Origin of the sequence: Arthrobacter sp. zg-Y1116 (assembly GCF_024385485.1) — a bacterium.
Taxonomy (GTDB): Bacteria; Actinomycetota; Actinomycetes; order Actinomycetales; family Micrococcaceae; genus Arthrobacter_B.
Window position 1 is genome coordinate 587,599 of sequence record NZ_JANFLR010000004.1, and the last position, 13,242, is coordinate 600,840.

Below are 13,242 nucleotides of genomic sequence, written 5' to 3' on the forward strand. Positions count from 1 at the left end.
AAACCTCGAATCTTCGGTTGCAGCGGCGAAACCGATGTGATGCGGAAGTGAAAAGTGATGCAGATCACCAGCACGCTAGGGGTGCAGGGAACCGGTGTCAATTCCCCGCACCGGCAGCGTTGCCCGGGCTCGGCGCGGGGCGGTACCGGATTTGCATCGGCTTGCGAGAATAGAGGGGTGACTGTTTTATCTCCGGAACTCAAGCTTGAGCTTCCCCCGCTGCAATTAGGCCCGATCACCGTGGACACCCCGGTGATCCTGGCACCCATGGCCGGCATCACCAACAAGGCCTTCCGCCGGCTCTGCCGCGAATACGGGGGAGGGCTGTACGTGACTGAAATGGTCACCTCCCGCGCCCTCGTGGAACGCTCGCCGGAATCCATGCGGATCATCAAGCACGACGACGACGAAAAGGTCCGCTCCGTCCAGCTCTACGGCGTGGATCCCAAGACCGTCGGTGCAGCCGTCCGCCTCCTGGTGGAGGAGGACCGCGCCGACCACATCGACCTGAACTTCGGTTGCCCGGTCCCGAAGGTCACCCGCAAGGGCGGCGGTTCGGCCCTGCCGTGGAAGCTGGACCTGTTCACCGCCATTGTGCAGACGGCGGTGAAGGAAGCCTCCCGGGGCAACGTGCCGCTGACCATCAAGATGCGCAAGGGCATTGACGAGGACCACCTGACGTTCCTTGACGCCGGGAAGATCGCCCGCGACTCCGGCGTGGCCGCCGTGACCCTGCACGGACGCACGGCGTCGCAGTTCTACTCCGGCAAGGCCGACTGGTCCGCCATCGCGGAACTGCGCGAAGCCCTGCCGGACATGAACGTCCTGGGCAACGGCGACATCTGGTCCGCCGAAGACGCCATCCGCATGGTGCGCGAGACCGGCGTTGACGGCGTCGTCATCGGACGCGGCTGCCAGGGCCGCCCGTGGCTCTTCGGTGACCTGGAAGCGGCTTTCGAGGGAAGCACCGAGCGGCACCGGCCCGGATTGAAGCAGGTGTCCGACAGCGTGTACCGGCATGCGGAACTGCTGGTGGAGACCTTCGGCGACGAAGTGATTGCCCTGCGTGACATCCGCAAGCACATGGCCTGGTACTTCAAGGGCTACGTAGTAGGGGGAGACCTCCGCGCTAAACTGGCCACGGTACCGTCCCTGGCGGTACTCCGTGAACTGCTGGACCAGCTGGACCCCGATGCTCCCTACCCCGGCACAGACGCCGAGGGACCGCGCGGACGGGCCGGAACACCCAAAAAGACAGCGCTGCCGGAAGGCTGGCTGGACGGGCGGGAACTCAACGCCGCCCAGAAATCCATCATCTCGGCGGCCGAACTCGACGTATCAGGCGGCTAAAGCAACCCATGACCTTCCCGCAGGCAGTCCAAACCGCAGGCTATACCGAAGTTGACCTGGCCCGCTGGGTTACGGAACCGGCGAAAAACACCAACCGCACGCAGTTCGGCCGCGACCGTGCGCGGGTGCTGCATTCCTCCGCGCTGCGCCGGCTGGGTGCCAAGACCCAGGTGGTCGCCCCGGACACGGACGACTTCGTCCGCACCCGGCTGACGCACAGCCTCGAAGTGGCGCAGGTGGGCCGGGAACTGGGCAATGCGCTCGGCTGCGATCCCGACGTCGTCGACGCCGCGTGCCTGTCCCATGACCTGGGGCACCCGCCCTTCGGCCACAACGGCGAAACCGCGCTGAACGACATTGCGCATGCGATCGGCGGCTTCGAAGGAAACGCACAGACGCTGCGGCTGCTGACCCGGCTGGAACCGAAGATCATTGCTCCCGACGGCACGCCTGCCGGGTTGAACCTGACCCGCGCCAGCCTGGACGCCGCCACCAAATACCCGTGGTCCATTGCGGATGCTCCGATCGTCAACGGGCACCGCACCACCAAGTTCGGTGTCTACGAGGATGACCTCCCTGTCTTCACCTGGCTGCGCGACGGCGCTCCGGACGGACGTTCCTGCCTTGAGGCGCAGGTGATGGACCTGGCGGACGACATCTCCTACTCGGTGCACGACGTCGAAGACGCGATAGTCGCCGGCCACGTCCAGCTCAAGTGGCTGGACAATCCCGACCAGCGTGCACGCGTGGTCGGCTACACGCAGCAGTGGTACCTGCCCGGTGTTGAAGCCGCGGCCATTGACGCCGCCCTCGCCCGGCTGGAAGCCACCAACGTGTGGGTGCGCGAATCGGACGGCAGCCGCCGTGCGATGGCGGCCCTGAAGGACATGACCAGCCAGCTCATCGGCCGGTTCTGCAACAGCGCCCTCGAAGCGACGCGGGGCATCTACGGCACCGATCCGCTGACCCGGTACAACGCCGAAATGGTGGTCCCCGAGGACACCCAGCTGGAAATCGCCGTCATGAAGGGCCTGGCCACCACGTTCGTCATGACCACTGACCAGCGCCAGCCCCTGTACGAACGCCAGCGTGAAATCCTCACTGCCCTTGTCGCCCAGCTCTCCGCCACCGGGGACAAGCACCTGGACCCGATGTTCGCGGCGGACTGGCGGGACGCGCCCGACGACGGCGCCCGGCTGCGCGTCGTCGTCGACCAAGTGGCCTCGCTGACGGACGGTTCGGCCCTTGCCCTGCATGAGCGGCTGGTAGGACCGGTTCCGGCGCTCTGGTAGGGATTGCCGTTCGGGGCTGACGACGGCATTTTTCGGGCAGCTCTCTGGTCGGTGGGTCCACCGGCCGTTAGCGTGTGGCGTCCAGAGTCTCCCGAGCCACTGTCGGGAGATGCCCAGCCGGACACGCGTATCGAGGACCCTTATGAGCAGCCAGCTGTCTCCTGCAAAACGCCCACGTCATGTCTTTGCCTGGACACGGACGACCCGAGTCCGGCGGATACTGGTTTTTCTGCTGACCCTGGCCTTGGCCGGGTTTCCCCTGGCTGTGCCGGCACAGGCGCAGATTGTTCCGGAACCGCCGCGGAACGAAGCGCCTGCCGACGCGGCGAATACGGACATCGTGATCACCTCGCTGGGAGCCGGGAGAAGCGTGTCGGGAGGGTTGCCGCCCCTGGGGCAGACCTGGCCCATTGACGCGTACCCCGCCGGTGTCCCGGCCGGGTACCAGACGGAAAACGTCAGCTTTGCCGGCATCATCAATACCCAGGACGCCTACGGCACCACCACCGCCGAGATGTACTGCATCGATCTCCGCACCGCCACGCGGGTCGGGATCGGCTACGAAAACGGCACCTGGGACGAGTCCAACATTCCCAACATCGGCTACGTCAACCGGATCCTGAACAGCTATTACCCGACTACCGACCTCCCGGCAGGCAACGTCAACAACAAAGCCGCCGCTGTGCAGGCTGCCATCTGGTTCTTCACGGACGGGTTTGTCCTCAATCGGCAAAGCAGTCTCTATTCGACCGTGGCTGCGATCGTGAATGACACCATCGCAGCCGGCCCCTTGGAGGAACCCGACCCACCGGCTATCGCCATCACGCCGCCGGTCACGGAGGCACCCGTGACCCAAGTGGCAGGGCCGCATACGGTGACGTCGGAAGCTGATGCAATCGAAGTAACGGTGGATGAGGGGTTCAGCCTTTACGCCGACGCCGCCGGAACCGTTCCGCTGAACAGTCCGGTGCCCAGCGGCACGCAGGTCTGGGTGCGCAGCGACACGGGTGCAACAGGACCGGCAAACCTCACGGCCCGGGCAGCGGTCACCGTCCCCACGGGAAACGTCTACCTGTACGACGCGGCAACGCCTGGGGTGGAGAATGCACAGAAGCTGATCCTCGCGGTTACACGTGAGCTCAGCTCCAACGCGACGGCGGCGGCCGCCTTCACCGAGGTGGGCTCCCTTACCGTCACGAAGACGATTGCCGGCCCGGCCGCCGGCAGCCAGGATGCCGTAGTTATCAATATCGACTGCGGCACCGGGAACCAGTTCACCTTCACCATCGACGCGGAGGCCACCGGCACACTCTCCGAGACCTTCAACGATATTCCTGCGGGCTCCACCTGCACCGTCACCGAACCGACCAACGGAGAGAACGACAGCGTCCAAGTCAGCACCATCCTGCCCGGCGCCGTCACGATCGTGTCCGGAACCACTGTGACGGCGGCGGTCACGGACACCTATACCTTTACGCCGGGAACGCTGGTGGTGACCAAGACCAATACCGGGGAGGCCGTCGGCGCACAGGGCGAGGTGACGATCTCGGTCGTCTGCACCCTGGACGGGACCACTGTGGTGGACACCACGGTGACCATTCCGGCCGGAACCATTACCCCCGAGGCGGCCGAATTCCCCGACCTTGAAGCCGGCACCAGCTGTACCGTGACGGAAACGGTTGACGGTTCAAGCGAAGCCGTGGCCGTTACCGTGACCGGGGAAGGGACCGTAACGGTTCCGGCCGCAAGCAGCGTTACTGTCGCCCTGACCAATGACTACACCTTCACCACCGGAACCCTCGCCGTCCGAAAGGACATCGCCGGGGCCGGGGCCGGACGGCAGGGCGTCGTCACACTGCAGGTGACCTGCACCGCCGGGGGTGCGACAGTCCTGAACGAGACGGTGACCGTTGAGGCCGGCGCCACTGAACCGGCCACCGAGGAGTTCGAGAACCTGCCAACGGGAGCCAGCTGCACGGTCACCGAGACCGCCGACGGCGCCACCACCCAGGTCAGTGTGGAAACCGTGGCTGATCCTGCGGGCGGAACGGTAACGATTCCTTCCGGTGCCGGTGTGGAGGTGACCGTGACGAATACCTACACGGTGAACCCCGGTGCCCTGACCGTCGACAAGGTGATCGCCGGCCCGGCAGCCCGGGAGCAGGGGCCCATTACTGTCGAGGTCGTCTGCACCGCAGACGGAGAAGAGGTGATCCGGCAGGACATCACGATCGAAGCAGGTGCCGGAGGGACCGTTCCCCGCACGGTCAATGGAATCCCGGAAGGTGCCAGCTGTGCGGTCACCGAACCGGGAACGGGTGAAACGCCCGCGGTGGGTGTCACCGTCGACCTGCCCGACGACGTGACCATAGCCGCCGGGGAGACGGCGGAAGCCACCGTCACCAACACTTACGCGGTGAACCCGGGGTCCTTGACCGTCACCAAAGTCATTGCCGGTGAGGCGGCAGGAAACCAGGATTCGGTGGAGATCGATGTCCTGTGCACCCTGGACGGGGAGACGGTGTTCGAAGAGACCTCACAGATTCCGGCCGGTACTACCGAAGACGTGGGTGCGGAGTTTTCGAATATCCCGGCAGGAGCCTCCTGCTCCATTACGGAGCCGGTGACCGGGGCCACCGCCGCCGTCACCGTGGACTCTGATCTGCCCGGCGACGTCGAAATTCTCGCGGGCGATACCGTCGCCGCCACGGTGACGAATACCTACAGCTTTGCGCCGGGTACGCTGGCCGTCACCAAGGTGTTTGCCGGTGACGCGGCAGGAGCGCAGGGCGAGGTGGTGCTGCAGGTGACCTGCGGACCGGATGGATCGGTCCTGGACGAAACCGTGACCATTCCGGCCGGAACGGCCGAAACGGTGACCACCAACTTCGCGGACCTGCCCGCCGACACGGAATGCACCGTCGCCGAAACCGAAACCGGTGCCACGGCTACGGTCTCCGTGGACACGGTGATCACCGACCCGGTCACCATCCCGGCCGCCGGCGGTGCGGAACTGACGGTCACTAATACGTACGGCTTCAACCCGGGCGTGCTGGTGGTCACCAAGGTCATTACCGGTGCTGCCGCGGGTGAGCAGGGTGAAGTGGTCCTGGAAGTCCGGTGCGGCACGGACGGGTCCTCCCTGGACGAGACGGTAACCATCCCTGCCGGTGCCACGGGGGAAGTGACCACCCAATTCGACGGCCTTACTGCAGGCGCCGAATGCACGGTGACGGAAACCAGTACCGGCGCCACCTCTGCCGTGCGGGTGGAATCCGAGCTGCCCGATCCGGTGAGCGTGCCGGCAAACGGCACCGCCTCCGCCATCGTGACCAACACCTATGCCTTCGTGGAGTCGCCGGCCCCGACTCCGGCTCCGGAGCCTGAACCCCGCCCGGTGCCTGCACCGGAGCAGCCGGGCCGTTCAGGGCTCCCATCGACCGGCCTGTCGATATCCACCGGTATCTACCTGGCGCTTGGAGCCGGCCTGTGCCTGATGGGTGCCTTGGGTATCTACCTCACCCGGCGCCGGACGGAGGACTGAGCCAACAGGTCCGGACACCGGACGTCTTCAGCGCCCGGGGCTGCGGTCCCGGGCGCTGAGCGCATCCGCTATTGATCCACGGGCCGGTTTGGCGGGGAAGAATAGACTGGATGCTATGGCCGGACTGATCAAGCGTGAAGACATCGATGAAGTGCGGCTGCGCACTGATATCAAGGCCGTGATCGACGGTTACGTGACCCTGAAGTCGGCGGGTATCGGTTCCTTCAAGGGACTGTGCCCCTTCCACGACGAGCGCTCGCCGTCCTTCCACGTCCGCCCGCAGGTAGGCACGTACCACTGCTTCGGCTGCGGTGAGAGCGGCGACGTCATCTCCTTCGTCCAGAAGATGGACCACGGCACCTTCTCCGAAACGGTGGAGAAACTCGCTGCCCGGCTCGGCTACGAGCTGCACTACGAAGACGGCGGCACCGGGCCGCGCCGCGAAGACGTCGGCAAACGCCAGCGCCTGCTGGACGCGCACAAGGTGGCGGCCGAGTTCTTCCGCAGCCAGCTCGGCACCCAGGGAGCCGCCGCCGCCCGGAACTTCCTGCAGGAGCGCGGCTTCGACCCGGCAGCAGCGGAGCACTTCGGGGTCGGCTACGCCCCGCAGGGCTGGGATTCGCTGCTCAAGCACCTCACGTCGAAGGGCTTCACCCGCGAGGAACTGGCCGAAACCGGAATGTTCTCCACCGGCTCGGATGCCTCCCGGTTCTATGACCGCTTCCGGGGCCGGCTGATCTGGCCTATCCGGGACCTCACCGGCGCTGTCATCGGCTTCGGCGCGCGCAAGCTCTACGAAGACGACCAGGGCCCCAAGTACCTCAACACTCCCGAGACGCCGCTCTACAAGAAATCGCAGGTCCTTTACGGCATCGACCTGGCTAAACGGGACATTGCCAAGACCCGGCAGCTGGTGGTCGTGGAAGGCTACACCGACGTGATGGCGTGCCACCTCGCAGGCATCACCACCGCCGTCGCCACCTGCGGCACCGCCTTCGGCACCGACCACATCAAGATCGCCCGCCGGCTGCTCTCCGACGACGGCACCGGGGGAGAGGTCATCTTCACCTTCGACGGCGACGCCGCCGGACAGAAGGCAGCACTGCGCGCCTTCGAAGAGGACCAACGGTTCACCGCCCAGACCTACGTGGCCGTGGACCCCAACGGCATGGACCCGTGCGACATCCGCCAGACCCACGGCGACTCCGCGGTTGCCGAACTGATCTCGTCCCGCCGCCCGCTGTTCGAGTTCGCTATCCGCTCCACGCTGCGTAAGTTCGACCTCAACACCGTGGAGGGCCGCGTTTCCGCACTGCGCGCGGCGGCGCCGGTGGTGGCGGACATCCGTGACCCGGCCATGCGCCCCGCGTACGCCCGGGAACTCGCGGGATGGCTCGGGACCGACGTCGACGACGTCAGCCGGGCGGTCAACGCCGCAGCCAAGCGCGGAACGGCGGGGTCGGGCGGAGACAATAGCGGCCAGAAGGTACCGGCCGGACGCAGCCCGGAAGGGCAGCAGGGTCGGCAGCAGTACGGCCAGCGAGGGGGCCAGCAGCAATACGGCCAGCAGCGTGGGGGCCAGCAACAATATGGCCGGCGCGATGAGCAACCGCCACGCCAGTGGCAGGGCCAGCAGGGCGGGCAGCCGGAGCCGGAGCCGTCATCCGGGTTCAGCCGTCCCAACCCGAATGATCCCGCTGCCCGGATGGAACGGCAGGCACTGGAAGTCGCCCTGCAGCAGCCGGGCATGCTCGACGACGGACAATGGGAACGCTTCAAGGCGGCCCGGTTCACGGTTCCGGCCTACGTGGCTGTCCACGACGCAATCCGTGCTGCCGGGGAAGCCGGAACCGCGCCCGCCGCCTGGGTGGAACGGGTGCGCGAGGAACTGCCGGAGCCGATGCGCGGTTTCGTCAGCGAGCTGGCCGTGACGCCGCTGCCGGCCCGCGACGCCGATGCGCTGGCCCTGTACTGCCGGGACATTTTGAACCGGCTCTTCGAACTGCAGGTGACACATCTCAAGGCCGAAAAGCTGGGGCAGCTGCAGCGCCTGGACCCCAACGCCGATCCGGAACTGTTCCACCAGCTCAACCGTGAGCTCATGGAGCTGGAGATGCAGCGCCGGGCCCTGCGGGGAGACCAGTAACCGCCCGGATTCCTCCGGCAGGGTGCCGATTTCGTTTCGGCGCAGAATCTCTGTAAAGTAAAACCTGCCGCTTTCCCCCGTAGCTCAATTGGCAGAGCATTCGACTGTTAATCGAAGGGTTACTGGTTCGAGTCCAGTCGGGGGAGCAACTAAGAAGGCCCCTGATCTGCAGCTATGCAGGTCGGGGGTCCTTTTTGTGCTGCCCGAGCCCGCCAAGCATGGTGCCGAGGCCCGCGGCGAGGACGTGGGCCCGGGGGAGCGGTATCCACCAGCAGGTCCAGGCTGCGGGTGGCCCGCCGTGCTCCGGATCCGGCTCGCCGGCGTCCCAGCGGGCCGCCGGATCCATGGCAGGAACCTCCAGCAGGAAGAAGTGCCGGGTCGCAATCTCCTGCCGCATCGGCCGCAGGTCGCACCGGGACTCACCGAGATATGCCGAGACCTTGCCAGGTAATCCGGTTTCCTCCTGCAGTTCGCGGACTGCGGCATCGGCCGGCTCTTCACCGGGCCGGATCGTTCCCGCCGGAACCTGCACGCCCGTGACTTCCAGGGGCACTTCCTTATGGGTAAACACCAGCAGGTGGCCCTGCTGTACCGCATAGCAGACGACTTTCCGGGTATGCGTGATCATGCGCAACTGTCTCATGCCGGAGTCCGGCGGTCGGTCTTCGATGTATTCATTGACGGGGTGGAGAGCCGGGCGGATACTCCCCGTATGAACGTCGACGAGGCGGGATAGTGCGGGAGGAACCGCCGACAAGCGGCGGCAGGGACTCGAGCGCGAGGTGGTGGAAGCGGCCTGAGATCGTTCTGGGAGTGCCTGGCTTAGCTATCGCGGCATGGACCTTGGCAGCGGAGCTGCAGCCGCTGGCTGATCCTGTTGCCGAGTGCCGGAAGCAACACCCCGAGGCGGACGGCACCCCGGTCCAAGTGGACCAAGTGGACCAAGGACAACCGCCCGCTTATGTGATCAGAGGATGCAAGCAGCCCGGGACTCCGGGAGTGGGGGAGGACGGGCTTTGGCAGGTTGACCTCAGCATCTATGCCGTCCCGGGTGCGTCCTTAGTGGACCCTGTTACCCAAGCGGAATTGTTTCTCACCGACTGCCCTGTCCTAGACCTTGGTTATCATTACTCCCGGGGACACTTGGCGGGCAACAACCGCCTCGTCGTTCAGATGGGGCAGGTGGTCTTTGCCGGGAACGGGGAACCTGCGAGTATCCCCACGGAAGCGGGTGCGCTTGTGGGCGTGGAAGAGTTAACCCCCTTACCCGATCGGCTGATAGTGCTCAACCACGGCAGAAACCAGTTGACAACGGTTAGTTGTGAACCGCTGTCAGCCCCGTCAGCCGGGGGTGGGTAGGTCGACGCCGTGGTGGGCCGACCGGTACGAATGGGTGGAACACCTCCAGGGAGGTGTGGTTCGGAAGGACCGGAAACTTCCTGTATAGTTGAGGACGCCGCTTTCCCCCGTAGCTCAATTGGCAGAGCATTCGACTGTTAATCGAAGGGTTACTGGTTCGAGTCCAGTCGGGGGAGCCAGCAAAGGGTCTGTGACCGGGTTTCCCGTGTCCCAGGCCCTTTTTCGTGGGCGCTTCAGCGGTCCTCCCGCGGTGTGTCTGGATCCCCGCACTTTGTCCGGTTTCCTGCGGTGCGCGGCGCAGGGATCTGCACAAAACGCAGGGATGCACCCGCTCCCCGGGGGGATTAGCTCGCGCGCCAAGTGGACGGCCGGCCCATTCCTGCGCTTACACTGGCAGTTATTGCGCCCGGCAGGGCAGTTCCGGCATCCCCGGACCCCGCCCCCGGCCGCTAAGGCATCCCATCCTGTTGCCTCTGGCCCGGAGCCCCACGGCTTCCGGTATCCGCCGTCCCTGCGCCCGTTCATCCCGGGCCCGCACGGCGGGACCTTCCCTGGAACCAACAGCTGGAGCACACCGCTATGCCTACACCAGAAACTCCTTCACCCGCGCCCGCCGCCGCCAATTTGAACAGTGCCGATCCCATTACGGCCGAAGAAATCCTTGCCGCGCACAAGGGAGGGAAACTCTCCGTGGAAACCCGGCTGCCGCTGGATTCCAAGCGGGCCCTGTCCATTGCCTACACGCCGGGTGTCGCCCAGGTCAGCCGGGCCATCGCCGCCGACCCGGAACTGGCCGCAACCCACACCTGGGCCTCCCGGCTGGTGGTGGTGGTCAGCGACGGCACCGCCGTCCTGGGACTGGGCGACATCGGTGCGGCCGCGTCACTGCCGGTGATGGAAGGGAAATCCGCACTCTTCCGCACCTTCGGCGGCCTGAACTCGATTCCGCTGGTGCTGGATACCACCAACGTGGACGAAATCATCGAAACCCTCGTCAGGCTGCGGCCCAGCTACGGAGCCGTGAACCTGGAAGATATCTCCGCGCCGCGCTGCTTCGAACTGGAACAGCGGTTGATCGAAGCGCTGGACTGTCCCGTAATGCACGACGACCAGCACGGCACCGCCATTGTGGTGCTGGCAGCACTGCGCAACGCCGCCCGCGTGACCGGCCGGGAACTGCGGGACCTGCGGGTGGTGATTTCCGGCGCCGGCGCTGCCGGGGTCGCATGCGCCAACATCCTGTTGGAGGCGGGGATTGCGGACGTCGTTGTGCTGGACTCACAGGGCATCGTTTCGGATTTCCGGAGCGGACTCACCAGCATCAAGGCGGACCTGGCCGCCCGGACCAATCCGCGGGGCGTCGACGGCGGCGTGGCCGAGGCGCTGAAGGGTGCAGACGTTTTTGTCGGCGTCTCCTCGGGAACGGTCCCGGAGGAGGTCCTGTCCGGCATGGCACCCGAAGCCATCATTTTTGCCCTGTCCAACCCCGATCCTGAAGTCCATCCGGACATCGCCCGCCGGCACGCCGCCGTCGTCGCCACCGGCCGCAGCGACTTTCCCAACCAGATCAACAACGTCCTGGCCTTTCCGGGCGTCTTCCGAGGCGCGTTGGACAGCGGCGCCCGCCGAATCACCGCCCGGATGAAGGTTGCCGCGGCTGCGGCAATTGCGGATCTCGTGGGGGAGGACCTGCACGCGGAATACATCGTGCCCAGCCCGTTGGATCCCCGGGTGGCACCTGCCGTGGCAGCAGCCGTGGCGGCGGCATCAGGATAACCGGCTGCGGTCGAAGCAAAGCCGGGGCCGTGTGAAGTGGACGACATTGGGCATGTTCCCCTTCCACGGTTCCGGTGCCCCGACGGGGCGCTCCGCCCGGTGCCTGCGCCGGAATTCCAGGGCGGGGACCTCCAGCCGGGGCGGATCGATGGGTGCGTATCTGTTGCTGGAGGCGTGCTCCGGCTACCGTGCATGAACAAGCATGCTTAGTGTTATGCGTAGGCTTAAGTGTTTTGACACCAGTCACATGTACGAAGCTAGTTGAGTAGAAAACGAGGAACGGTCGATGGGCGCGACGCAGCCAGGACCTAACAAAGGCGGATCCGAACGGGTGGCCCACCCCGGCAAGGTGATCGGCGTCACCGTTGCCGCAGCGGTGGGCGGGTTGCTCTTCGGGTTCGATACCGCAGTGATCAACGGTGCGGTGGATGCCATCGGCGAGGAATTCACGCTCAGCCCGGGCATCCTCGGCTTTACCGTGGCCATCACGCTGCTCGGCTGTGCTGCCGGTGCATGGTTTGCCGGCCAGCTGGCGGACAAGCTGGGCCGGAAACTGGTTATGGTCGGTGCCGCGGTGCTGTTTGCGGCGAACTCCGTGGGCTCGGCACTGGCCTTCTCGGAGTGGGACCTCATGCTGTGGCGTCTGATCGGCGGCCTGGCCATTGGTACCGCGTCCGTCATCGCCCCCGGTTACATTGCCGAAGTAGCACCCGCAAAATGGCGCGGTGCGCTGGGTTCAGTCCAGCAGCTGGCAATCACGATCGGCATCTTTGCCGCCCTGCTCTCCGACGCCTTCCTGGCGAACACCGCAGGCAGCGCGCTCGGCGAACTGTGGTGGGGCCTGCCGGCCTGGCGCTGGATGCTGCTGGTCGGCGTCGTCCCCGCCATTGTCTACGGTGTCCTGGCACTGACCATTCCGGAATCCCCGCAGTACCTGGTCCGGAAGAACCGCGACGCAGAAGCCGCCAAGGTGCTCACCAGCATCTCCGGTGTGACGGATACGGACCGCAAGATCGCCGACATCCGCGACAGCTTCAAGAGCCCGCAGCCGACGTTCCGGGACCTGCGCGGTCCCAAGTTCGGGCTCCAGCCCATCCTCTGGGTCGGTATGGCCATTGCCGCATTCCAGCAGCTGGTCGGCATCAATGCGATCTTCTACTACTCCACCACTCTGTGGCGGTCCGTAGGCTTCAGCGAAAGCGATTCCTTCACGACGTCGGTGATCACCTCGATCGTGAACGTCGTGATGACGCTGGTTGCCATCGCCTTCGTGGACCGCATCGGCCGCCGCAAACTGCTGATGATCGGCTCGGCCGGTATGTTCGTGGGCCTGCTGGCAGCCACGGTTTCGTTCTTCCAGGCCGTGGACGTAGACGGCGAAGTCTCCCTCCCCGGTATCTGGGGACCGGTTGCCCTGGTGGGCGCGAACCTGTTCGTGGTCTTCTTTGCGGCGACCTGGGGGCCGGTCATGTGGGTAACCCTGGGCGAGGTCTTCCCGAATAACATCCGGTCCCTGGCCCTGGGCCTGGGCGCGATGGTCAACTGGATCTTCAATTTCATTGTTACCCTTGCCTTCCCGTGGGTCAGCGATAACTTCGGGGTCTGGATCATGTACGCCATCTTTACCGCGTTCGCGGTGCTGTCCTTCTGGTTCGTGAAGACCAAACTTCCCGAGCTGTCCGGCCGCGAACTCGAGGACCGCGAGGGCCTCGAAACGTCCTGACGCGCAGCTGGTGCGGATGGGCAAACTGATAACACTGAGGAGAATGGTAATT

7 protein-coding genes and 2 tRNA genes are annotated in these 13,242 nt (G+C 65.6%); 8 read left to right on the forward strand and 1 reads right to left on the reverse strand.

Going from position 1 to position 13,242, the window contains the following annotated elements:
• Positions 1–57 precede the first annotated feature (57 nt).
• From dusB to NNX34_RS14100, 5 genes are all read left to right on the forward strand, one after another.
• Positions 58–1,350, forward strand: a complete 1,293-nt coding sequence (dusB, locus tag NNX34_RS14080) for a tRNA dihydrouridine synthase DusB (protein ID WP_370647075.1) — start codon at positions 58–60, stop codon at positions 1,348–1,350.
• Between the two features lie 8 nt (positions 1,351–1,358).
• Positions 1,359–2,642: a deoxyguanosinetriphosphate triphosphohydrolase gene (locus NNX34_RS14085; protein ID WP_255767131.1), complete on the forward strand. Its 1,284-nt coding sequence runs from the start codon at positions 1,359–1,361 to the stop codon at positions 2,640–2,642.
• A 142-nt stretch (positions 2,643–2,784) separates the two neighbouring features.
• Positions 2,785–6,186 (forward strand): thioester domain-containing protein, encoded by a 3,402-nt coding sequence (locus NNX34_RS14090; protein ID WP_255767132.1) that lies wholly within the window; start codon positions 2,785–2,787, stop codon positions 6,184–6,186.
• Between the two features lie 115 nt (positions 6,187–6,301).
• Complete coding sequence (gene dnaG / locus NNX34_RS14095) at positions 6,302–8,332, forward strand: DNA primase (RefSeq protein ID WP_255767133.1); 2,031 nt, start codon at positions 6,302–6,304, stop codon at positions 8,330–8,332.
• A 73-nt stretch (positions 8,333–8,405) separates the two neighbouring features.
• Positions 8,406–8,478 (forward strand) — tRNA-Asn (locus tag NNX34_RS14100).
• Between the two features lie 26 nt (positions 8,479–8,504).
• On the opposite strand, the gene NNX34_RS14105 is transcribed toward NNX34_RS14100, so the two are convergent.
• Positions 8,505–8,960, reverse strand: coding sequence for an NUDIX domain-containing protein (locus tag NNX34_RS14105; protein WP_255767134.1), 456 nt, complete (start codon positions 8,958–8,960; stop codon positions 8,505–8,507).
• Between the two features lie 834 nt (positions 8,961–9,794).
• Between NNX34_RS14105 and NNX34_RS14110 the strand changes: the two genes are divergently transcribed.
• From NNX34_RS14110 to NNX34_RS14120, 3 genes are all read left to right on the forward strand, one after another.
• A tRNA-Asn gene (locus tag NNX34_RS14110) sits at positions 9,795–9,870 on the forward strand.
• A gap of 400 nt (positions 9,871–10,270) precedes the next feature.
• Positions 10,271–11,467 (forward strand): NADP-dependent malic enzyme, encoded by a 1,197-nt coding sequence (locus tag NNX34_RS14115; protein ID WP_255767135.1) that lies wholly within the window; start codon positions 10,271–10,273, stop codon positions 11,465–11,467.
• 286 nt (positions 11,468–11,753) lie between these two features.
• Positions 11,754–13,190 carry a sugar porter family MFS transporter gene (locus NNX34_RS14120; protein ID WP_255767137.1) on the forward strand — a complete coding sequence of 479 codons (1,437 nt, stop codon included), beginning with the start codon at positions 11,754–11,756 and terminating at the stop codon, positions 13,188–13,190.
• The last annotated feature ends 52 nt before the right edge of the window (positions 13,191–13,242 follow it).